The sequence below is a fragment of the Xenorhabdus aichiensis genome (assembly GCF_028598775.1).
Lineage (GTDB): Bacteria > Pseudomonadota > Gammaproteobacteria > Enterobacterales > Enterobacteriaceae > Xenorhabdus > Xenorhabdus bovienii.
In genome coordinates this window covers 78,733-102,264 of record NZ_JAQRFO010000012.1, presented here as the reverse complement: position 1 = coordinate 102,264, position 23,532 = coordinate 78,733, and the positions used below count along the sequence as shown (strand labels likewise).

General features: G+C 38.5%; 15 protein-coding genes and 2 tRNA genes. 11 read left to right on the top strand and 6 right to left on the bottom strand.

Annotated features, from left to right (window positions below; all coding sequences use genetic code 11):
• Positions 1-235 precede the first annotated feature (235 nt).
• Together PSI22_RS07895 and PSI22_RS07890 are read left to right on the top strand one after the other, a co-directional pair.
• Positions 236-463: a DUF4060 family protein gene (locus PSI22_RS07895; RefSeq protein WP_273579285.1), complete on the top strand. Its 228-nt coding sequence runs from the start codon at positions 236-238 to the stop codon at positions 461-463.
• 234 nt (positions 464-697) lie between these two features.
• Positions 698-1,849, top strand: a complete 1,152-nt coding sequence (locus PSI22_RS07890) for a tyrosine-type recombinase/integrase (protein ID WP_273579284.1) — start codon at positions 698-700, stop codon at positions 1,847-1,849.
• A 14-nt stretch (positions 1,850-1,863) separates the two neighbouring features.
• Here PSI22_RS07890 and PSI22_RS07885 read toward each other — a convergent pair.
• Both PSI22_RS07885 and PSI22_RS07880 read right to left on the bottom strand, forming a co-directional pair.
• Positions 1,864-1,939, bottom strand: a tRNA-Thr gene (locus PSI22_RS07885).
• Between the two features lie 6 nt (positions 1,940-1,945).
• Positions 1,946-2,033, bottom strand: a tRNA-Ser gene (locus PSI22_RS07880).
• Positions 2,034-2,246: 213 nt separating this feature from the next.
• Here PSI22_RS07880 and rcsD point away from each other — a divergent pair.
• Both rcsD and rcsB read left to right on the top strand, forming a co-directional pair.
• Positions 2,247-4,952 (top strand): phosphotransferase RcsD, encoded by a 2,706-nt coding sequence (gene rcsD / locus PSI22_RS07875; RefSeq protein ID WP_273579283.1) that lies wholly within the window; start codon positions 2,247-2,249, stop codon positions 4,950-4,952.
• A gap of 1 nt (position 4,953) precedes the next feature.
• Positions 4,954-5,604, top strand: coding sequence for a response regulator transcription factor RcsB (gene rcsB, locus PSI22_RS07870; protein ID WP_273579282.1), 651 nt, complete (start codon positions 4,954-4,956; stop codon positions 5,602-5,604).
• A gap of 83 nt (positions 5,605-5,687) precedes the next feature.
• Here rcsB and rcsC read toward each other — a convergent pair whose 3' ends face one another.
• Together rcsC and gyrA are read right to left on the bottom strand one after the other, a co-directional pair.
• Entirely contained in the window at positions 5,688-8,531 is a 2,844-nt protein-coding gene (rcsC, locus tag PSI22_RS07865; protein ID WP_273579281.1) for a two-component system sensor histidine kinase RcsC, read from the bottom strand.
• A gap of 182 nt (positions 8,532-8,713) precedes the next feature.
• Complete coding sequence (gene gyrA, locus PSI22_RS07860; protein WP_273579280.1) at positions 8,714-11,356, bottom strand: DNA topoisomerase (ATP-hydrolyzing) subunit A; 2,643 nt, start codon at positions 11,354-11,356, stop codon at positions 8,714-8,716.
• Between the two features lie 193 nt (positions 11,357-11,549).
• Here gyrA and ubiG point away from each other — a divergent pair, with 193 nt between their 5' ends.
• The 7 genes from ubiG to PSI22_RS07825 all read left to right on the top strand — a co-directional run bounded on the left by ubiG (position 11,550) and on the right by PSI22_RS07825 (position 21,286).
• Positions 11,550-12,284, top strand: a complete 735-nt coding sequence (gene ubiG, locus PSI22_RS07855; RefSeq protein ID WP_273579288.1) for a bifunctional 2-polyprenyl-6-hydroxyphenol methylase/3-demethylubiquinol 3-O-methyltransferase UbiG — start codon at positions 11,550-11,552, stop codon at positions 12,282-12,284.
• A gap of 366 nt (positions 12,285-12,650) precedes the next feature.
• Positions 12,651-14,942: a class 1a ribonucleoside-diphosphate reductase subunit alpha gene (gene nrdA, locus PSI22_RS07850; protein ID WP_273579279.1), complete on the top strand. Its 2,292-nt coding sequence runs from the start codon at positions 12,651-12,653 to the stop codon at positions 14,940-14,942.
• Positions 14,943-14,954: 12 nt separating this feature from the next.
• On the top strand, positions 14,955-16,085 hold the full coding sequence (gene nrdB, locus PSI22_RS07845) for a class Ia ribonucleoside-diphosphate reductase subunit beta (protein ID WP_273579278.1): 1,131 nt from the start codon (positions 14,955-14,957) through the stop codon (positions 16,083-16,085).
• 1 nt (position 16,086) lies between these two features.
• Entirely contained in the window at positions 16,087-16,353 is a 267-nt protein-coding gene (yfaE, locus tag PSI22_RS07840) for a class I ribonucleotide reductase maintenance protein YfaE (protein ID WP_038181171.1), read from the top strand.
• 975 nt (positions 16,354-17,328) lie between these two features.
• Entirely contained in the window at positions 17,329-17,781 is a 453-nt protein-coding gene (locus PSI22_RS07835) for a hypothetical protein (protein ID WP_273579277.1), read from the top strand.
• A 1,597-nt stretch (positions 17,782-19,378) separates the two neighbouring features.
• On the top strand, positions 19,379-19,939 hold the full coding sequence (locus tag PSI22_RS07830) for an Ail/Lom family outer membrane beta-barrel protein (protein ID WP_273579276.1): 561 nt from the start codon (positions 19,379-19,381) through the stop codon (positions 19,937-19,939).
• Positions 19,940-20,851: 912 nt separating this feature from the next.
• The gene (locus PSI22_RS07825; RefSeq protein WP_273579275.1) at positions 20,852-21,286 is read left to right on the top strand and encodes a lysozyme; all 435 of its coding nucleotides are present in this window, start codon (positions 20,852-20,854) and stop codon (positions 21,284-21,286) included.
• A 233-nt stretch (positions 21,287-21,519) separates the two neighbouring features.
• Here PSI22_RS07825 and PSI22_RS07820 read toward each other — a convergent pair whose 3' ends face one another.
• Together PSI22_RS07820 and PSI22_RS07815 are read right to left on the bottom strand one after the other, a co-directional pair.
• Positions 21,520-21,915, bottom strand: a complete 396-nt coding sequence (locus tag PSI22_RS07820) for a VOC family protein (RefSeq protein ID WP_273579274.1) — start codon at positions 21,913-21,915, stop codon at positions 21,520-21,522.
• Positions 21,916-22,057: 142 nt separating this feature from the next.
• Positions 22,058-22,651 carry a lytic polysaccharide monooxygenase gene (locus tag PSI22_RS07815; protein WP_273579272.1) on the bottom strand — a complete coding sequence of 198 codons (594 nt, stop codon included), beginning with the start codon at positions 22,649-22,651 and terminating at the stop codon, positions 22,058-22,060.
• Positions 22,652-23,532 lie beyond the last annotated feature (881 nt).

Below are 23,532 nucleotides of genomic sequence, written 5' to 3'. Positions count from 1 at the left end.
CTGTTGAGTTGTCGAAGTGAGAATATCACCTCTATGACGGTGACCAAAATTAGGGTGCCACATCAATTTCGAAGAGGCTTACTATTACGAAAATTCCTGCGAACAATGCGAACGGCATTTCGAGTTAGCACAAAGCAAAAATAGCAGGATTAAATTAATCCGGATGAGATTTAAATTGTATCTCAGGAAGATTATTAACCGATTTAGATAAACCAAAAGCCAACCGGAGCGGATCATGAGATTCATCATTCGCGGAACGCCATCGCCCAAAGAAAGGGAGATGGCCTTATTTGCTCTAAATAAACACAAAGAAAAATTTGGTAATTATGGAGTGACACGGAAAACTGTAACGTATGTGATTTTATCGGAAGGGAAGAAATATTGCATCGAAATAGCCAATAAGGATAAGTCTTATGTCGCAACTGTCATCAATAAGAAACGCACCTTATCTAACCTTATATAAAAGTGAAAGTGATACCTATCCGTTAGATAGTCGCAAGGCTTGTGCATTTATGGATATATCGTTTCCGACATTAAAAAAGTGGATAGACTCAGGTCGCTTGTCTGGTTCTCGCAAAGATCCATCAAAGTCAAAATCACCATGGCAATTCACAAGAGCAAATTACATTGCCGCATTGAACTACAAAATGCACAATACACAAGAAAGTGTGATTTGTGCGGAAGAAGGAGATCGGAAATGTCAATCTTCCGTAGAGGTGAGTGCTGGTACGCAAGCTATTCATTCAATGGTAAAAGGATTAAGGTATTGCTTGGCACAAAGGACAAAAAGCAAGCACAGGAGTTGCACGATAAGAGAAAGGCAGGGCTATGGCGTGTGAGTGTCTTGGGAGAAATGCCAAAAGTGACATTCGAAGTAGCATGCACAAGATGGTTAGAGGAAAAGGCAAATAAAAAATCCCTCGATGACGACAAAACCAAAATAATTTTTTGGCTAGATCACTTCGAAGGAGTTTATTTGTCAGATATAGATGAATCCAACATTTATAATGCCGTCAGTAAACTAACCAACCAGAAACAAGCCGAGAACTGGGAAAAGCATGTATCTGGTAAGAAGCGCAGGCAAGTAAAGAAAAAAATCTCACCAGTATCTGTTGCAACAAAGGCTGCGTATCTGGCTTTTATCAAATCTCTATTGCGGTCGGCGGAACGCGATTGGAAGTATTTAGATAAAGCGCCAAATATCAAAGTACCAAAGCCAAAGAATAACAGGATCCGCTGGCTTGAGCCATATGAGGCAAAGCGTTTGATCGATGAATGCAGTGAGCCTTTAAAGGCTGTTGTTACTTTTGCCCTGGCTACTGGCCTGCGTCGTTCAAATATCGTTAATTTGGAATGGTCACAGATAGACATGCAAAGAAAGGTTGCATGGATACATCCAGATCAAACCAAATCAGGGAAGGCATTAGGTGTAGCATTAAATGATACAGCTTGTCATATTTTGAGGCAGCAGATAGGTAATCATCATAAATATGTGTTTGTTTACACTAAGGCAAAAAATAGGGCGGATGGAACTATGACGCCAACAGTGAGGAAAATGAGAGTGGATTCCAATACTTCATTTAGAACGGCTTTAAAACGTGCAGGGATAGAAAATTTTCGTTTTCACGACCTGAGGCATACGTGGGCTAGCTGGTTGATTCAAAAAGGAGTGCCACTTTCAGTATTGCAGGAAATGGGAGGCTGGGAATCAATTGAGATGGTGCGTCGATATGCGCATCTAGCACCTTCTCATTTGACAGAGCACGCACAACAAATTGATGCTCTATTTCACGATGAGGTCTCAAATATGTCCCACTCACATCTATCAGTGGTGGGACATACCGAGTAACTCATTGTTTTATATGGTGCCGGCTACCGGAGTCGAACTGGTGACCTACTGATTACAAGTCAGTTGCTCTACCAACTGAGCTAAGCCGGCGAAATTTGGCGGAAGGATAGAGATTCGAACTCTAGGATGGTTTCCCATCGGCGGTTTTCAAGACCGCTGCCTTCGACCGCTCGGCCATCCTTCCATGGCGCGAGATTATGCCTATATCGTTCAGATGTGTCTAGTCCCTGAAGGGAAAAAATCGTGTTTTTTTTACTGTTTGCTCAATCTTCGATCTGTAATGGTCTTTTTATTCTCTAACCTGCTAGTATTAGCATAATACAACGGCTTATTTGATTACGGGTTCATGTAGAATCAACCAAAAAATATATTCACACTAAAGGCAATTATTCAAAGAATGTATAAACAAGCATCTATCAAGCCATCCACTATTCCCCGTTTTTACGCGCTATTTGTTATTTTGCTTTTTACGTCTCTATTTTTATTCGGGTATAACTATTTTGATAGTTGGCTCACGGAGAAAAAATATGCTATCAGTGGCGTAACTGCTAAGATGAGATTGCAAATCGAAAATTATCGTTATCACGCCAATCATATCTTTGAGCAATCTAATATTCCGTCCTCTCCTTCCTCCTCTTCTCAGGAGGCAACATCATTGTTTAAATTGCGTCCTGATGTCCATTGGCTGGAAAGCCGTTATAAGACTGTCGATGCAATTATTTTTGGTCAGTACAATCATTCAAGTATTCAACTAGCTCAGCGGTTATCTAACTATCTGGAAATTCTCTGGGGCTCCCGTAATGAATACGAATCTATGTATTATCTCAATGGTAAGGATAACAATTTACTTTTGGTAACGACTCATCCTATTTTAAAACCAGAAATCAGGTTTAAGGAGAGTTATCTAACACTGACGTCTGAGGCCAAACGAACTGAAATGCTGGCTCAATCGATAGCGTTGGATGAAAAAGAAAGCATTTCGGCCATCAATGTGCTGCGTGGGGAGAATATTTATTTCTATACCTATAAAGCCGCATTCAATTTACCTGGGCAATTAACCTCTGTTATTGCTTTTGAACTGCCTATTAATAATCTTTTGCCAGTTGATATGTCGCCAGCAAACTTTCGTTTGAACTTGGCCAACTTACATGATGCCGAGGGTTCCAATAAAGTTGAGGTTTCATTGAACGGTTTTTGGCTGGAGTTCTCTCAGAGCCTCAATGCCATGCCATATAAATTGGTTTATCAAGTTCCACTGAAAGCACTGATTATAGACTTATTGATCAGGAATATCTGGCTCCTGCTCTCAATATTACTTTTCTCAATGTTCTCATTGAGTGGTTTGTTCTATATCCGCCGTAGATATATCACGCCTAATGCTTCGATGGATCATGAGTTGAAAATTAAAGACTCTTTAGGTAATGATATCATCTCTAATATTCCTATCGGTTTGTTGATCTACGATTTTGCGTCAAATCGGTTAATCACTAGCAATAAAATTGCAGAACAGTTGATACCTTATCTTGATTTGAATAAAGTTAAGGCGATGGCACAACAACATCATGGCGTCATTCAAACATCTATTGACGACGCGATTTATGAAGTCAAAATGTATAACAGCAATCTATTACCAGAAACATATCTCTTTCTGCTGCAAGATAGAGATCAGGAGGTCATGATAAATAGACGGCTCCAGCTTGCCAATCGAGAATATGATAAAACTGTTCAGGCCAGACGCTCAATGCTATCAAATATTAATAATGAAATAAAAATACCGATTCAGAGTTTAAATGAGATTACGATCCAATTGAAACAGGCATCAAAAGATGAAAATATGCAGAATTTGCTGGATCAGTTATTGGTTAAATCGGAATATATCACCAAATGGGTAGAAAACATTTCATTACTCAATGAGCTGGAGTCTGGTGACTGGCAGTCTGCTACTGAAATATTTTCTCTGTCTTCACGGTTGGAGCATATTCTGAAAGCCTCCCTGTCGACATTAAATGCCAAGGGATTGAAAACTTATTATCATTTTAATCTTCATCATGAATCTTTGTTCATTGGTGATAGTGTGGCAATAACTAAAATCATCTCGCTGTTATTTAATTACGCAATAGCGACAACCAGTTATGGAAAAATATCACTGTCTATTAATAGCTCTGGTAAATATGACAATTACATTCAAATTGATCTCATTGATACCGGTTCAGGTCTTAGCGAAAAAGATTTAACCAGTTTGAATTATCCCTTCTTGAATAAGTCAGCAGAAGATAAGTATTATACGAACTCTGGGCTAACTTTTTATTTATGTAATCAATTGTGCAAAAAAATGGGAGGGAATTTTGAAATTAAAAGTAAGTTGGGTTTGGGTACACATTATGTCATCAACCTGCCTCTTTCACAGCATGGTGATAACAAGGGCGAAACGAATCAGCTTTTGGAGGGTGTGACGGCCTTAATTGATATCAGTAACCCTGAAATCAGTAAAATAATCCACAATTACTTGAATAATTATGGCGCGTCATACTTCGATAAAATCAAAGAGAATGTTACAGAAGAGTACGATATTATCTTTACGGATACGCAGTGCAAAGTAGAAAAACCAACTATATTATTAGTTGATGGTTTGGCTGACTTCAAGCAGATGAAACCTAATCTGGTTCAGTGTAATTATAATTTTGTTGATGCGGTTATCAATGCAATATCGTTACTGGTTGAGGCAAATTTCAGTTTAGATGAATCTTGCTATGCTTTTGAAACCCCTAAATTAGAATGTAATGTTGTCGACAATGTTGACAATATTCTCAAGGGTTACCAAACACAGTTGGCAGATAGTGATTATAGGAAATTATTTATAGAGACAGTACCGATGGATATTACTAAACTGTATACTGATATGGAACGACATGATTTGACATCACTTTCGCAAACGGTACACCGCCTTAAGGGTGCGTTTGCTATGTTAGATTTAAAATTGCTCAAATCATCATGTGAGGCGTTGGAACAACACATAGCAGACAATAATGAAATAGAAATCAAAAATAGCATCAGCCGTATTGATTCTTTTGTCACGAAGCTGTTGCAGCAAGGTAACCAATAATATGAATAACCTTAATGTCATTATTGCCGATGACCATCCCATTGTTTTGTTTGGCATCCGTAAATCACTCGAACAAATTGAGTGGATTAATGTTGTCGCTGAGTTTGAAAATTCAACGACACTCATTAACAATTTACCGCACATAGAAGCGGATGTTCTCATAACGGATTTGTCAATGCCAGGCGACAAATACGGTGATGGTATTACCCTAATAAAATATGTTAAACGGCATTACCCAACACTGGCTATCATTGTTCTCACTATGAACAATAATCCAGCTATTTTAAGCGCTGTGCTTGAACTTGATATTGAGGGAATTGTATTAAAGCAGGGAGCACCTACTGATTTGCCCAGAGCACTTTCTGCTTTGCAAAAGGGTAAAAAATTTACACCTGAAAGCGTTTCTAAATTGCTGGAAAAAGTCAATGCCAATGGTTATGGGGATAAACCCTTATCTCCGAAAGAGAGTGAAGTATTGCGTTTATTTGCTGATGGTCTTCTTGTTACTGATATTGCTAAAAAACTTAATCGCAGTATTAAAACCATTAGCAGCCAGAAAAAATCAGCTATGCTAAAACTGGGTGTAGATAACGATATTGCGCTGCTTAATTATTTATCATCTGTCACTATTGAAAAAGATATCGGTAGATAATCAATATGTTATCTTCTTCTAATAAAAAATCGGTAACAACAATTACCGATTTTTTATTATCTAATAGATGAATGAATTCAAGATTAAATATCACTGTATTCTATTAATGTATCCCTTAATATTGCCAATGAGACGGGTTTTGATAGACAGTGATCCATTCCTGCATCCGCACAACGTTGTTTTTCTTCTGCCAGGGCATTGGCAGTGATGCCAATGATGGGGCTGGTATATCCTTTATCCCTCAGGTATTTTGTGAATTCATATCCGTCCATATTTGGCATATTCACATCTGTCAGAATAATATCCGTTGAATTATTCTTCAGGTGCTCGATGGCATCAATACCATCATTCGCCGCGGCTGTTTTGAATCCTATTGTATTTAATTGTTCGATCAATAAGTGTCGGTTTAAAGGGTGATCATCAACAACCAAGATCTTAATGGTACTCAACCGGCTATCTGCTTGAATTGATGTTGCTGATGTTGATGTTGACGTTGATATAGTGGCAGGAGAGACATGATTATTTTTTGATAGCAGTTTATCGATGACACTGTCAAGCTCGCTGAGTTGATAAGTGTTATGTAACCAGTAATGTTCTCGAATTTGTTTTGGCGGCCCAATATGTTTTTCTGATATCTCTATGTAGTAACGTACAGTAATGTCTAGTACATCAGGCTGGTCAATGATCACCAGTTCTGTGCCATCTATTTTATTTTTGTCATATAAGGCAATCTGAAAATAGTTCTTCGTAAGAAAATTCTGTAAATATTTTTCTAGATAGTCATTGCGAACAGCCAGTACGATTTTTTGTTGAGTGCGATTCTTGGAATACTCTTTGGTATGATACTTTGCTCCATACAGTGGAAGGCGGATAGAAAAGATACTACCAATATGCTGTTGTGAAACAAATTCGATATCACCATCCATCAAATTGATCAATTTTTCGCAAATCACTAATCCCAATCCAGTACCTTGCGAGAAGCTTTGTTTATTAGCGTTGATTTGAAAAAATGGTTCAAACAACTGAGTTTGTAATTTATCTTCGATTCCAAACCCGGTATCTTTGATACTGATATACAGGTAACTATGCTTTATCGAAATGGTAATGACAACACAGCCAGTTTCTGTGAATTTAATTGCATTATTCAGCAGATTGGAGATGATTTGCTGCAACCTTACGGGATCATTATTGATAATATCGGGAATGTTCGGTTCAATATAGCAGTATAATCCCAACTCTTTTTTCACAATGAGAGGAAGATAATTTGAGATCACATGCAATACGATTTCTTTACAAGAGAATTTCTTGGAATCAATTTTGAGCTGCTTAGATTCTATTTTGGAAAAATCGAGAATATCGCTGATGATTTTTAGTAACAATGATGATGCGTTATCCATTGCTGATAGCAGCCGTGCAGATTCTAATGGCAATGTATGAGATTGCAGCAGTTCCAGATTACCAATAATGCCATACAGTGGTGTTCTCAATTCATGGCTGACTGTTGCCAGAAACATGGATTTTGCCTGATTAGCCTGTTCTGCGGCTGACGCCATTTCCTGTAATGATTGTTCCATTTTTACCCGTGTACTGATATCTACTAGTACACAGATTGCTACTTCTTCATTTCGATAACGTGAATGTACAAAGCTAATTTGCAGGTGATTGTTGTTACTGGTGACAACATCGATATAGCTGCTGGTTTTATCGCAGATAATATCAACGATGCGTTTTTGATCTTCATATGTTAGCATTCGGGTGTAATTATGCGCCAGTTCGTTACTGAGAATATTGGCACCATCATTAATCCGTAAAATACTGATGCCAACTGGTGCAGAGGCAACAATTTTATGGTTAAATTGTTCATGCTCTTCAAGACGAATAGCATTGTCTTCAGCAGGGGCAAATATTTTACGTTCAAATAGCCAGACAAAGAAAATAATCAGGATCGCAGAAATAAGATTCAATACGATACTGTTAATAATTGTTACCTTGAATTCACCATAGATATTTTTTAATGGCAATGAAAAAATAACGTTAAATGAAGAAGGAGCTAAGCGTCGTTTTAATAATAAATTGGTATAACCCTCGTCATAACCAAAATAAGGGGTCTGTATATTATAGTCAGCGTAACGAAGTTTATTATCATTTTTTACTGGGTAATATAACTCAGGCTGATTATAGTGGTTTAGCATTGTGATAGAAATAGGTCGATTTCTTGTTTGTAGAAATGAATCTAACCTGATAGCTTGTTCGATACCTATCACTGCTGTCATTTGCCCATTAGTATAGATCGGCGCAAGAATATAAAAAGTACCACTGTCAGCTCTTGTGTTAGGCATGACCCAAAAGACATTCCGTTCTTTTCCTTGTTCTTTCAAAATGATTAGTTTACGGAAATTTTCGTAGACCATTTTCTTCAGTGTTTCAGGTTCTGTTATGGTACTGCGAACTGAAAAGCTCACCATACACATACTTTGTGTACCAACCAGAAAGATCTGATTCAGGCCTCGTGGAGCGGCAATATTATCTTTCCAAAATAAGATCAGGTTATTTAATGAGTCTAAATAATTATGTGTGCTTTTACGTAAGAGATCACAATCTGAATTCATATTCAGAGGAGTATATGAGAAAGCAGGGTTATTATACGGCAGAGTAATAGTTAGATCTTTTTCATTCTTTTGTGATAAATGTTTCTCTGTCATATATTGGATATCCCGCAAGGTGTTGGTAGTATGCCGAATATAAGAGAACATTATATCGTAGTTAGTGTTATATTCTTGACGAATGTCTGATTTGACTTCATTAAAAATATTTACCAGATAAAAGCTGGTTAATAAGGCGCCTAATGCCCACAGCATAAAGCCAAGCACCCGAAAAAGGTAACGGGATATCTTTAATGACGTTCGAAAAGAAGATAGATATCTCAAAAGGTCGCCTGATGAAAAACATGATTAATAATAACTATTCACAGCATATACTAGTGTAGCAGGGAATACAAAGCAGCATTTGTTCTTGTAAGTTATTTGTAAAAAAATTGCACAAAAAAAAGCAGGCATTAAAATACCTGCTTTATTAATGGTTTTATAGAATAGTCAAGGAAAGGTATATGTTATATCTGATCTTCTGACTCGCTATTCCCTTCATCAGAAGGAGACGTTATATTATTTTCTTCGTCTTCATCATCGTCAGGTTCAGCAACACGCTGCAAACCAACGACCTTTTCATCTTCTGCTGTACGGATCAAAGTAACACCCTGCGTGTTACGGCCAACAACGCTGACTTCAGAAACACGGGTACGTACTAGTGTTCCCGCATCGGTGATCATCATGATCTGATCAGTGGGTTCAACCTGAATTGCACCGATAACATCACCGTTGCGCTCGCTGACTTTGATAGAAATGACCCCTTGAGTCGCACGGGATTTAGTCGGATATTCGTTCTGAGCAGTACGTTTGCCGTAGCCATTTTCGGTGACAGTCAGAATTTCTCCTTCCCCACGAGGGATGATCAGAGAGACGACTTTATCACCTGCACTCAGTTTAATACCACGCACCCCTGCCGCTGTACGTCCCATTGCACGCACACCTTTCACACGGATAGTACCGTCTTCCAGAGTTTCTTCATCTTCTTCGAGGAAACGAACGACTTTACCCTTCGCAGAGAATAGCATGACTTCGTTGCTGCCATCAGTCAGGTCAACACCGATCAATTCATCACCGTCATTTAGTTTTACTGCGATAATACCGGCACTGCGTGGACGACTGAATTCACTGAGTTTAGTCTTCTTAACAGTCCCACTTGCGGTTGCCATGAAGATATTCAGTCCATCTTCATATTCACGTACTGGCAAAATGGCTGTAATGCGTTCTTCTTGCTCCAGTGGCAGTAGGTTGACAATCGGACGCCCACGCGCGCCACGGCTTGCTTCCGGCAACTGGTAGACTTTCATCCAGTACATCTTACCTTTGTTTGAAAAACAGAGGATAGTATCGTGTGTATTGGCGACCAGTAAACGCTCAAGGAAGTCTTCTTCTTTGATACGTGCTGCTGATTTGCCTTTGCCGCCACGACGCTGGGCTTCGTAATCAGACAATGGCTGATATTTCACATATCCCTGATGAGACAGTGTTACCACAACATCTTCCTGATTGATCAGGTCTTCAATATTGATATCCGCTGAATTTTCAGTGAGTTCAGTACGGCGGGCATCGTTATATTGATCTTTGATGGCCAGTAGTTCTTCACGAATAACTTCTCGCAAACGTTCTGGGTTTTCCAGAATGAAAAGCAGTTCGCCGATTAATTTCAGCAGTTCACGATATTCATCGAGCAGTTTTTCATGCTCCAGACCGGTCAGTTTCTGCAAGCGCAGATCCAAAATAGCCTGTGCCTGCTGTTCGGTCAGGTAATATTTACCGTCATGAATGCCATATTCCGGCTCCAGCCATTCAGGGCGTGCAGCATCATCACCAGCCTGTTCCAGCATTGCTGCAACATTACCCAGTTCCCACGCTTGGGCAATCAGATTTGCTTTGGCTTCGGCAGGAGTTGATGCCCGACGGATCAATTCGATGGCAGAATCGATATTGACCAGTGCGACAGCCAGTGCTTCAAGGATATGTGCACGTTCGCGGGCTTTGCGCAGTTCAAAGATAGTCCGGCGGGTAACGACTTCGCGGCGATGGTTGATAAACGCGGAAAGAATATCTTTCAGGTTAAGCAGTTTAGGCTGCCCCTGATGCAGAGCAACCATGTTGATACCGAATGAAACCTGCAACTGCGTGAGTGAATACAGGTTATTCAGGACAACCTCAGCCACGGCATCGCGTTTCACTTCGATAACGATACGCATCCCATCTTTATCGGATTCATCACGCAGTGCGCTGATTCCTTCAATGCGTTTATCTTTCACCAGTTCGGCAATTTTTTCGATCAGCCGGGCCTTGTTTACTTGATAGGGAATTTCATTGACGATAATGGTTTCGCGGCCATTTTTTTCATCAGTTTCAATTTTTGCGCGGGCGCGAATATAAATTTTACCGCGACCGGTACGATAGGCTTCCTGAATGCCACGGCGCCCATTGATAATAGCTGCTGTAGGGAAATCAGGCCCTGGGATGTATTCCATCAGGCCTTCTATACTGATGTCTTCATCATCAATATAAGCCAGACAGCCATCAATCACCTCAGATAAATTATGAGGGGGAATGTTGGTTGCCATACCAACCGCAATCCCTGATGAGCCATTCACCAGCAGATTGGGGATACGGGTTGGCATCACATCGGGGATCTGTTCTGTACCATCATAGTTAGGCACAAAATTGACAGTTTCTTTTTCCAGGTCTGCCAGCAGTTCATGGGCAATTTTCGCCATGCGTACTTCGGTATAACGCATCGCAGCCGCAGAATCGCCGTCCACTGACCCGAAGTTGCCCTGACCGTCAACCAGCATATAACGCATGGAGAAGGGTTGTGCCAGACGTACAATCGTGTCATAAACAGCGCTGTCGCCATGTGGGTGATATTTACCGATCACATCCCCAACAACGCGGGCTGATTTTTTATAGGGTTTATTCCAATCGTTTCCCAATACATTCATCGCAAAAAGCACGCGGCGGTGTACTGGCTTCAGTCCATCTCGAACATCCGGCAGTGCGCGTCCAACAATAACGGACATCGCATAATCCAGATATGAGCTTTTTAGCTCTTCTTCGATATTGACCGGTGTGATTTCTCTGGCAATGTCGCTCATGGAGCCACTATCCCTCATACTCCGAATTCAAAGGTTTAAATTATACCACAAATTGACAGTTTTATAAAAACCAGATGCGGGTATTTCAAGATTAAGGCATGTATAATACCCTCTTATCACACATCCCCATAATACTGTTACATTTTCTGTGGAGCAGTTTTCTATGAAGCAGTTCCTAGGAGCGATATCGCTGATGAACGTCAAAACCCCCGATTCACACATCCCGTCTCACCTCAATGTGGATCAACAGGAAATCGAAAAATTTGAAGCCGTTGCTTCCCGCTGGTGGGATCTTGAAGGTGAGTTCAAGCCATTGCACCGGATTAACCCACTGCGTTTGAACTATATCCTGCAACGTGCCGGAGGTCTTTTCGGTAAAAAAGTGCTGGATGTTGGGTGTGGCGGTGGGATCCTGTCAGAAAGCATAGCGCGTGAAGGTGCGGATGTGACGGGGCTGGACATGGGGTTTGAACCTTTGCAGGTCGCCCGATTGCATGCACTGGAATCCGGTACTCCTGTCACTTATGTGCAGGAAACGGTAGAAAGCCATGCTGAACAGCATCTGCATTCTTATGATGTTGTGACGTGCATGGAGATGCTCGAACATGTGCCAGATCCTGAATCCGTGATTCGCGCCTGTGCCAAATTGGTCAAACCAGGCGGCCATGTTTTCTTCTCAACGATTAATCGTAATCGTAAAGCCTGGCTAATGGCTGTCATTGGTGCTGAGTATATTTTGAACATGGTCCCGAAAGGGACGCATGATGCGAAAAAATTTATTCGCCCTTCTGAACTGATTGGCTGGGTAGATAAGACTCCTCTGAAAGATCAGCATATTATTGGGTTACATTACAACCCGTTGACAGACAAATTTCGACTTGGACACAATGTAGACGTGAACTACATGCTTCATACTCAATCGGTTTAAACGTGACAGTTAAGGGATTAATAAAACGGCAAGTAGATATTATTTTTAAGATTTTATTTCCCCCGTTTCGCCGATAGTTTTGTGAAAGTAACATCAAGTAACTACGCAGGTTATCGGCTTTTCGGCAAAATTAATCCTCAAGTTATCCACAAAACTTCCCGGTTTTGTGCACTTGAAAAAATGCGGATTTAACAGTATCTTGTTATTACCGTTTTAATTACCCCCTATATATTGTGTTTCTCGACGTTCCGTTGCTACTAGTTCCCGATTGGCCTTTAGCCATTTCGGGTACATCGTGCTGTCAATATGTCAATGTCAAGAAAGGCGATAAAGGCGAGATACGATAAAGAGAAGGTGTATTTCCCCATGAACCAGAGTCTGCTAGTAACCAAGCGTGATGGACATAAAGAACAAATTGATCTGGAGAAGATCCACAGGGTCGTTGCCTGGGCTGCCGAAGGTCTGAAAAATGTCTCAGTGTCACAAGTAGAACTGCGTTCTCAGATTCAATTTTACGATGGCATCAAAACAGCCGATATCCATGAAACCATGATCAAGGCAGCGGCTGATTTGATTTCTGGCGATGCGCCTGATTATCAGTATCTGGCGGCTCGTTTGGCCATCTTCCATCTGCGCAAAAAGGCTTACGGTCAGTTCGAACCACCTGCTCTGCATGATCATGTTGTACGAATGGTAAATTTTGGCAAATACGACAAGCATTTGCTGGAAGACTATTCCAAAGAAGAATTCGAGCAAATGGACAGTTTTATTGACCATTTGCGTGATATGGATTTCTCTTATGCAGCCGTTAAGCAGCTTGAAGGGAAATATCTGGTACAGAACCGTGTTACCGGTGAAATTTATGAAAGTGCCCAATTTCTCTACATTCTGGTTGCAGCGTGCCTATTTTCCACGTATCCAAAAGAAACGCGCCTGAGCTACATCCGTCGTTTTTACGATGCGGTTTCGACGTTTAAAATTTCGCTGCCAACGCCAATCATGGCGGGGGTTCGAACACCAACTCGCCAATTCAGTTCCTGCGTTCTGATTGAGTGTGGTGACAGCCTTGACTCGATCAATGCAACATCCAGTGCGATTGTAAAATACGTTTCCCAGCGAGCGGGCATTGGCGTGAATGCAGGCCGCATCCGTGCTTTGGGTAGCCCAATCCGTGATGGTGAAGCTTTCCATACGGGCTGTATTCCATTCTATAAACACTTCCAGACAGCTGTGAAATCCTGTTCGCAGGGGGGAGTCCGTGGTGGTGCAGCGACTTTGTTCTATCCGCTGTGGCATTTGGAAGTAGAAAGCTTGCTGGTACTGAAAAACAACCGTGGTGTTGAAGGTAACCGCGTGCGCCATATGGATTATGGTGTGCAGCTCAATAAATTGATGTATGAACGCCTGATCAAAGGGGAAGACATTACTCTGTTCAGCCCATCTGATGTCCCAGGGTTGTATGATGCTTTCTTTGCGGATCAAGATGAATTTGAGCGTCTGTACACTCAGTACGAAAGTGATGCCACTATCCGTAAAGAGCGCATTAAAGCGGTGGAGCTGTTCTCACTGATGATGCAGGAGCGTGCTTCAACCGGCCGTATTTACATCCAGAACGTTGACCATTGTAATACACACAGCCCATTTGATCCGGCGGTTGCACCTGTGCGTCAGTCAAACTTATGTTTGGAAATTGCACTGCCAACCAAGCCAATGAATAATATCAACGATGAAAATGGTGAGATTGCCCTGTGTACATTGTCTGCTTTCAACCTGGGTGCCATTAATAATCTGACGGAACTGGAAGAATTAGCGGAATTGGCCGTTCGTGCACTGGACTCCTTGCTGGATTATCAAGATTACCCAATCATCGCGGCTAAACAGGGCTCAATGGGGCGCCGTACGCTGGGCATTGGTGTGATTAACTTTGCTTATTATCTGGCGAAAAACGGTGTCCGTTATTCTGATGGTAGTGCCAATAACCTGACACACAAAACATTTGAAGCCATTCAGTATTACCTGCTGAAAGCCTCGAATGGGCTGGCGAAAGAGAAGGGTGCTTGCCCGTGGTTTGGGGAAACCACTTATGCACAGGGTGTCCTGCCAATTGATACTTACAAAAAAACACTGGATACATTGACCCGCGAACCTCTGCATATGGATTGGGAAGCCCTGCGTAATGACATCCAGCAGCATGGCCTGCGTAACTCAACATTGTCAGCATTGATGCCGTCAGAGACGTCTTCGCAGATCTCCAATGCGACCAACGGTATTGAGCCACCACGCGGCTATATCAGTATCAAGGCATCAAAAGATGGCATCTTGCGTCAGGTTGTACCGGAATATAACCGTTTGAAAGGGGCTTATGAGTTGCTGTGGCAAATGCCGGGCACCGATGGCTACCTACAGCTGGTGGGGATCATGCAGAAATTCATCGACCAATCGATTTCTGCCAATACTAACTATGATCCTGCTCGTTTCCCGAACGGCAAAGTTCCGATGAATCAGTTGCTGAAAGATTTACTGCTCGCTTACAAATATGGCGTGAAAACACTGTATTACCACAACACTCGCGATGGGGCGGAAGATGTTCAGGGTGATCTGGAAGAAGTCGTTGAGTCTGCTGATTCCGATTGTGACGGCGGCGCGTGTAAAATTTGATTTGAGGAAGTTATGTCCTATACCACTTTTTCACAAGTAAAAAATGATCAACTACAGGAGCCGATGTTTTTCGGCCAGCCTGTGAACGTAGCGCGTTATGATCAGCAGAAATATCCTATTTTTGAGAAACTGATTGAAAAACAGCTTTCGTTCTTCTGGCGTCCTGAGGAAGTTGATGTTTCCCGTGATCGCATTGACTACAATGCATTGCCGGATCATGAAAAACACATTTTTATCAGTAACCTGAAATATCAAACGCTGTTGGATTCCATTCAGGGCCGTAGTCCGAATGTGGCATTCCTGCCGCTGATTTCCATTCCAGAATTGGAAACTTGGGTTGAAACATGGTCGTTTTCAGAAACGATTCATTCGCGTTCCTATACGCATATTATCCGTAATATCGTCAATGATCCTGCCATTGTATTTGACGATATTGTAGCCAACGAGCAGATCTTAAAACGTGCCAAAGATATTTCGGGGTATTACGACGTTCTGATCGAGATGACTAACTACTATCATCAGCTGGGCGAAGGTACATACAATGTGGCGGGTAAAAACATTACAGTTAGCCTGCGCGCATTGAAAAAACAGCTTTACCTGTGTTTGATGAGTGTTAACGCTCTGGAAGCTATTCGTTTCTACGTCAGTTTTGCGTGTTCATTCGCTTTTGCGGAACGCGAATTGATGGAAGGGAATGCCAAAATCATCAAACTGATTGCGCGTGATGAAGCTCTGCATTTAACGGGAACCCAGCATATGCTGAACTTACTGCGCTCTGGTCAGGATGACCCTGAAATGGCGGAAATTGCCAGAGAGTGTGAGCAGCAGTGTTACGATCTGTTTGTACAGGCGGCTGAACAAGAAAAAGAGTGGGCAGATTATTTATTCAAAGATGGTTCTATGATTGGTCTGAATAAAGATATTCTGTGTCAGTATGTCGAATATATCACCAATATTCGCATGCAGGCGGTGGGTTTGAAGTTACCATTTGAAGCTCGCTCTAACCCAATCCCATGGATCAATGCATGGCTGGTTTCTGATAATGTTCAGGTGGCTCCACAGGAAGTCGAAGTCAGCTCTTACTTAGTCGGTCAGATTGATTCGGAAGTCAATGCTGAGGATCTCAGCGGTTTCGAACTCTGATATGGCTGATTACAAAGTTACCCTGCCGTCACGGCAGGGTTTATCCGTCCATTATTCTTCTGGTTTCCACCGTAACCTACTGGAAGCCTTGGAACAAGGCAAAGTACAGCTTGAATACCAATGTCGTCAGGGATATTGTGGTTCCTGTCGGGTTCGTTTGGTGAAAGGAAAGGTCGGCTATCCCTGCAAGCCATTGGCATTTGTTAATGAGGGTGAAATCTTACCTTGTAGCTGCCATCCACTCACTGATATTGAAATCGAACCGTGATCTTCCTTTAATTGACGGTCTCTATCGCAATTTTATATTCTTTAATTGAAAATTATTTTCATAAAGAGTGATTTTTTATGAAACCATGATATATGGAATCCTAAATATTAATCTATTATTAATAGAATATTTTATAAGGAAATAAAATATTCACACATTATAATAATTATTAAAATACTCTGATTTACTATTTCAGTATAAAAATATATATACTATATTTTAATCATCAGGGTATTTATATTACAATAAATTCATCGTTTTTCTATCTTCTAATACTATAGGGATTAACATATTTTAAGACAGCACTTGTTCGATGATTTTATTTTGTTCTTTTTACTAAGAGATAAGGTCTTTATTCTTTAGTGAAGAAATAAAATCATTGTTGATATTAAATTATAAAAACTATTTTTTGTAATTTAATTTAGATGCTTTACATTATTTTTTCATAAAATGGATGGTGAAAATATAGAAAGACGTTAATATAGCGTGATATAAATAATGGAAACTTATTCTTACATAAGCAATGGCAAGTTCTTTCGAAAACGCGATACGTCTATCAGTACGAATGATAATGCATGAGATAGAATCCATGAGAAGTTTACATTTTGACGGCTGAATCACACATATGGTTTTGTTTAATTGTAGAAAATTAGCGAGCAGAATACTTTTAAGGGGGTATAAATTACATTTTTATATATTTGATTGCTTTATCTATTTTGATAATGAATATAAATTAATAGACACAATGATGATTTTACAGCCATATACTGATTTAAATGGGTTTACTTAAGTTAATTCTTTGTTTTTCAGTGGGTTGAATGTTTCAATTTCATTGTCAACTTTTTATCTGAGTCTTTAATGAATGGTTTAGTCAAGCTAAACAGTGGCTTGTCAAACTTTAATATTTGATTAATTTTGTGATCTGGTTTATCTATTTTTGGTACTATTAATTGTAAATATTATCAGGAGCTTTAAATGGGTAAGCTATTGTGTTTCCCAGTTATGGTGATGGTAATAGCAATGCTGATATGCAATATTGCTGAAGCCAAGTCACCCTATGATGGCGAATATTTGTGCAAAATAAATAAAGAATTGAACGATGTGACTATCAAGAATGGGGGGATGTACTTTTTCCCGACTAACCTTGATACGGCCAGAGTTTCCTATAGAGATGAGAGTTTTACTATTTATGAAACAAGGCCAGAAGTGTTCATGAGTCCTAAATTAACCCCGATTACAAAATTTGGTATCTTAAACAAAAAGGAACTCACGGAAATGGGGGAAAACACATTGATATATGGAGGAGAGGGGCGTGGTCTGGGCTATTTTAGGCCAAGTCAAAACGAATTTTTCATTTCTAAGATAAAGATTCCTAGTGTGAAGGGGGCTTATATCCTGTCTCTTGAAAATTGTGTTAAGCAGTTGTGAATTATTCAAAGAGCAGCCCCGAAGGGGCTTCTTCCTGATCTGATACCGTCACAGGAATCAGAATACTGTGTCAAAGCAAGAAAAGCTTTGTAGGGCTAAGAAAATTTACATTTGGTAGGGCGCAATTGGTTTTTGAATGATCCTATCCTTCCTATCTGTGATGATAAAGTCACTCGATTAGTGCTTTATGGTCTCATAAGAGAAACCATGATGCATATCCATTACACTACTCCAATAGTCTATTCCATTGTTGGTCTATGCTCGGACAACAGTGATAGCTTTTAAACACACTTTAGTGAAGCCAGAAAGGTGAGCGGATTGAATCATCCTCACGTACTAATCTCTAACTTCGGTTTCTGCGGACAGTCCGTTCTCGAGAGCGGCCAGCAATAATTATGCTTATTGAGATAATCTTTAAGCGAATAAAAAATAAAACAAAAACAAGGTCTTATTCTAAATTTTATTATTTTATGTTGTAATTATAGGATGGTTAAAATTATCTATTATCATTCGATGATGCAATTATAAATATTTTTATAGCTTAATCAGATAATTGAATATAATATATAAAATATAAAATATAAAATATAAAATATAAAATATAAAATATAAAATATAAAATATAAAATATAAAATATTCATTATTGAATATTTGTTTAGAAAAGAAATTTTTTTGAATGTACTGAGTGGTTAATAACCTAATTTAGCTACTGATTCTTTAACTAAAATATAGGATAGAAGTTATATCATGCGTTCTTCACTGCATATCCTTGCACTGGCCTCGATGCCAATTTTTTGTCTGCCTGTGATTTTTTCTCAGATCCAGATGATCATGATGGTCAATTTTATTATCGTATTCCAACAGTGGACTTATCAAATCCTGAATTGTAAAAACGAGCACAAAATTATATTGCATTATTAAATGGATATGTGAATGCTGATAATACTAAAAAACAAGAAAAAATACGTGAGCAGTACACTAAATTAATAATGAATGATACTAATGTTCGTTATGATAAAATTGATTTTGCATAACGAGTTAAGTACGATAATTTTTTCCGTAAGGTCAGTCATATTATAATGGCCGGTATTTTAGTAAAATAGGTATTTATTGTGATGATTAATGGTGTGATATTATGTCATTAATCATTTTCTTAAAAAAGAAATAATTGTTTATTGATCAGGTTAAGCTAACAATATAAATACTCACTTAATTTATTTGTTTTAATTATTAATATATTTATAATGATAAAAATTTAATATAATTATGTGTTACAAAATGGATAATAATCTTTCCTGCCTGCTCCTTATCGACTTTTTTAATCTTAAGATATTTCTTAAAATCACAAAGGAAATAATAATAAAATATTTGTTTTATAAACAATAAGTTAAAGCTAATAGTGTTATATCTAGTCGGATAGTGTGGGCAATTCAGTAAATGTTTTAATAGGGTTATTCTCATATATTTATTTGAATTTAAAAGAAAAATTAATTTTTGGGGTGTGGATTGACGTTTTTATTTTATTGTTGAATTTAGAATATGTCTCTTGTATATTTCGCAGGATTTAATTTTTTGAGAGAATGAGAATATTAACTTATGAAAAAAACGTTATTAACAGCCGCTATTGCTGCAGGATTATCTATTTTTGCTTTCGGTGCTAATGCCAGTAATAGTGGTAAAAGTACTATTTCTTTGGGGTATGCTCAGAGCAGTGCTAATGCCAATGGTATTAAAGTATTTAAGAGCGATGGTACTGAATGGAATACAAAACAACATGGATTGAATTTGAAATATCGTTATGAGTTAGATGACCATTTTGGTGTGGTTGGCTCATTGACCTATACGTTCAATAGATTTGAAAATGATCACGTTGGAAACGTCACCAAATTTAAGTCGGATAGTTACTCCTTATTGGCTGGGCCATCATATCGTTTTAATGATTATATTAGCGCATATGGAATGATTGGTGCTGCCCACAATAAAATTAAGATACAAGGTGATAGTGAGTTTGATTTAAGCAAGACATCATTTGCTTATGGTGCCGGTTTACAATTCAATCCCATTGAAAATATTGCGGTTGATGCATCGTATCAATATTCAAAATTTAATGATATCAAAGTTGGAACATGGGTACTGGGTATAGGATATCGTTTCTGATTTATTGTTAACTTATATTGGTTATTTTATTTATTATTTGATGCTTAATTTATAGAGATATTTTTCAAATATCATTTAATAAAATGATTATAGCCTGAACTCTTTAAATCATAGGGCTCAGGCTTTTTTATATATTGGAACTGTAATTTTAATTTACGAAAATTCATTAAATTAATATGCTTACCTTGCTTTTTAGGTAAATATTTAAATTAATTTTAAAGATATATTTCATATCAGTGAGTCATCCTATTCAATTATTATTTGAGCGATAATCTAAATCAACCTTTATTTATTTTTTATGTACTGGATGTATCTATATTTAAACATATAGTTACTACGGTGATATTTATGGGGCGGATTTTTTAGTCTTTGGTTGAATTGTAGTCTATCTGAGGGGATCGGATAATACCATGCAAAATAGCTTATAAGAAAGCCAGCTCTCACTTTTGAACCGGCTATCTTCATCTCTGTACTAACACAAAGCTTACATAAAGCGAGTTGTTGATAGGCGGATAACAACGTTATGTACGTTTGAGAGGAAAGATTTTACAGATTTCATGATGATTTCCTTTTTGGGTTATAAATTGTGACGTACTTCACGAAAATATAAATTCTGAAGGAGATTTTATGCCCAAAATAAAAAGAGTCAAGGCATTTATTAAAATATTTCTTTAAAATTTAAAATATTTTTACATTAAAATATAACTCATTGAAAATATTTATTTAATTTTTATTTTGTGTTTTTTATGTTGTTATTTTGATTTAATTTTGTTTTGTAATTGTTTGCTTTGGGTTGTCATACTGTTAGTAGAGCAATCTCACTGATTTTTTAAGCTAGCTATACTTTATTCAACGAGTGTTTTTTCTGAAAAATTTAACTTAGCGATGAACTAAAGTAGCTGGAGATAACTAATGGAAATCAGTGAAAATGGCATTAATAAGATAAAAAGTTATGAAGGTTTGAGATTGCACGCATACCCTGATCCTGCCACAGGTGCTGAACCATGGACAATTGGGTATGGGCATACAAAAGGAGTGAAACCAGGGCAAGTAATTACAGAGCAACAGGCTGAAACATTTTTGCATGAAGATCTGATACCAATTTATGCTGAGATTCAAAGAATTGTTAAGGTTACTTTAACACAGGGGCAGTTTGATGCTTTATGCTCGTTTATTTTTAATTTAGGAGTGAGCAATTTTATTCATTCAACGCTGCTGAAAAAATTGAATTTGGCTGATTATCAAGGTGCTGCCGAGGAATTTTTGAAATGGGATAGGGCGGATGGGCGTGTATTAGCCGATTTGCGTGTTCGAAGAGCATCGGAGCAGAAAATGTTTATGTCATAGCACGATGTTGATAAAAACTTTATTACGAGATACAAAAATGTTAATTGATTAATATTGTAATATTTGCTGGATTCGACTAATAAGTACAATTTTTCAGAAGGGCGGTCAGTTGCTATGGTAAGTGTTTTTAACACAGCTCCGTTCTAAGAATAGTAAATAAAATGGTTTATTATGGTAATGTTTAAATCTGAACAATAAATTCGGGCTTGATAAGCCCGAATAAAAAATATGGATTAAATATAGGGTGGTGTATTTTGTAATACGACACGATAGCCATCAATATCTTCGAATGTTTTTCCAGTTCGATCCCAATAAGGATTATAAGAGGGGACGAGAGAAAAACCGGCTTCTTGCATCAATTGGCTCTGTTTCTGCCACTCAGACTCATCTTCGATATAAAAAACCAATAAACTATCTTGTGTCGGTGCTTTACCAACAGATGCATTGTGGTGGTGAGTAAATTCGAGATGCCAAGAATGATTGGGATGCCCTAACATAACACCATCAAAATTATCATGATCTCTGAATTCACCTAATAGAGTAAATTGTAATCCTTTGCAATACATATCTTTGATTGCAGACAAATTATCTGTTGGTCTGGCAATCCTAAGGACAGGTGTTGTTTTCATTTTTTTATAGGGTTTGATTTAAAACTGAATCTTATCAGTTAATATTTTAAATTGATTAGATAAATGTGCTAGCGAGCAGCTAGCTAGCACATATTTTTTATCACCTTAATTTTATTAAGGAAATAATATTTTAGGTTTAATATTATTTTATATCAGCATCAATGACTTGATAAAAAGCATTATCAGTATCTGAAATTGTCCAAACACCGAGAATGACATGGTACCCGGAACGTTCTGGAACCTCACATGTAATTGAGACATTTTGAGCCGGAAGTTTCCCATGATCATCACGTTCACAGAACGGTTTCAGATCAAATTGCGCACGAGTAAGCGGTTTGTTGGGGTCCCAACTAGGTTTAGTAATAAAAAATTGCCATGAGGCAGTACTATGTCTGGCGGTTAGCGTCCACTTAAAGTTGTTTTGACCTTTGTTGACTGTGACGTGATGCCAGCGCTGAGCGCTTTGTTCGTTTAGAGGACTGAACTGGCCAACGCCACCGCTGGCAATTTGACCATCAGGTGGTCCTGATTCCGGGAAACCTTTAGGCCCTTCAACAGATTGCGGTTCATACATGATATTTCCGCAGTCTTTGTTGGTACGCTGATAACATAAAAAAGCTCTACTGGGCGGGGAATCTACATATCCATGGCGAGATACAGGGTCAGCAGTACTAGAGAATGGGATTGTACCAAAAGCAGTCAATCCCACTAAAAGTAATGACTTTTTAATGTTCATGATGAATTTCCTATGTTGTTCCGTATTTGACTGTTAAATAAGTAAATTTATCTATAGTTATTATCTTAATTTGACGTATAAGAGTATTAATTAACTTCTTATTGTGGAGCATATAAATGTTTATAACAAACTTAGTAAATTATAAATACTTAATTTATGATAGAGGTATGCCAGAAAAATATGTTAATTAATCTATTCAGAAAGTTTGTTGCTGATAGCTTTGAAACAGATTGCTAGATAGGAGAAATCCTGTTTTTTATATGGTAATTAAATATAAAAAAAACCTCCCTGTAATAGGGAGGATAAGAGCGAAATGAGAAGCAAATGAGGGTGTACAAAAAAATAAGATATTTAAGTACACACAAATAAAATAGACTCAAATGGCGGAATATTCAATAAACAGACATTAAACAAATCTTAAAGCCAAGAGCGTATCCCAGTAGATATTCATTGTTGATGTCAGTTTGAACACCGCTCAGGTTCAAAATGGCCAATAAAATAGCTTAATGGGATAGGTTCTGAGTATGCTCTCGTATTGGTGGGGGCATAAGTTAAAACGTGAAAAAAATGATATTATAAATTTATTAAAATCAATGTATTACAATCCAATACGGATTCGACTAATTATTGCAATGTATCTCTGCCGGAAAGGATGTTTGAAATATGGAGCTAACAGCTCGACAAGTTGAGACGTCAGGAAAAGGTTTCAAGCTATCTGATGGTCGTGGCTTATAGACGCTATAATAATACCCATGTTTTGCGCGGTCGGGGTTTATCACTAAGGAATTATGCTGGGTGGCGGCTCTATGGGGTAACTATAAAGTAGAGGGAGTGGCATGGATGACTGACTGTTTCCGTTAGCCGGAATTACCTGTGTATAT

What these genes read in the sequence shown, in the direction of transcription:
- nrdA (WP_273579279.1), top strand. Translation starts at nt 12,651, where the DNA reads ATGAACCAGAGTCTGCTAGTAACCAAGCGTGATGGACATAAAGAACAA.
- nrdB (WP_273579278.1), top strand. Translation starts at nt 14,955, where the DNA reads ATGTCCTATACCACTTTTTCACAAGTAAAAAATGATCAACTACAGGAG.
- PSI22_RS07820 (WP_273579274.1), bottom strand. Translation starts at nt 21,915, where the DNA reads ATGAAAACAACACCTGTCCTTAGGATTGCCAGACCAACAGATAATTTG.
- PSI22_RS07890 (WP_273579284.1), top strand. Translation starts at nt 698, where the DNA reads ATGTCAATCTTCCGTAGAGGTGAGTGCTGGTACGCAAGCTATTCATTC.
- PSI22_RS07835 (WP_273579277.1), top strand. Translation starts at nt 17,329, where the DNA reads ATGGGTAAGCTATTGTGTTTCCCAGTTATGGTGATGGTAATAGCAATG.
- gyrA (WP_273579280.1), bottom strand. Translation starts at nt 11,356, where the DNA reads ATGAGCGACATTGCCAGAGAAATCACACCGGTCAATATCGAAGAAGAG.
- PSI22_RS07895 (WP_273579285.1), top strand. Translation starts at nt 236, where the DNA reads ATGAGATTCATCATTCGCGGAACGCCATCGCCCAAAGAAAGGGAGATG.
- PSI22_RS07815 (WP_273579272.1), bottom strand. Translation starts at nt 22,651, where the DNA reads ATGAACATTAAAAAGTCATTACTTTTAGTGGGATTGACTGCTTTTGGT.
- PSI22_RS07830 (WP_273579276.1), top strand. Translation starts at nt 19,379, where the DNA reads ATGAAAAAAACGTTATTAACAGCCGCTATTGCTGCAGGATTATCTATT.
- yfaE (WP_038181171.1), top strand. Translation starts at nt 16,087, where the DNA reads ATGGCTGATTACAAAGTTACCCTGCCGTCACGGCAGGGTTTATCCGTC.
- PSI22_RS07825 (WP_273579275.1), top strand. Translation starts at nt 20,852, where the DNA reads ATGGAAATCAGTGAAAATGGCATTAATAAGATAAAAAGTTATGAAGGT.
- rcsB (WP_273579282.1), top strand. Translation starts at nt 4,954, where the DNA reads ATGAATAACCTTAATGTCATTATTGCCGATGACCATCCCATTGTTTTG.
- rcsD (WP_273579283.1), top strand. Translation starts at nt 2,247, where the DNA reads ATGTATAAACAAGCATCTATCAAGCCATCCACTATTCCCCGTTTTTAC.
- ubiG (WP_273579288.1), top strand. Translation starts at nt 11,550, where the DNA reads ATGAACGTCAAAACCCCCGATTCACACATCCCGTCTCACCTCAATGTG.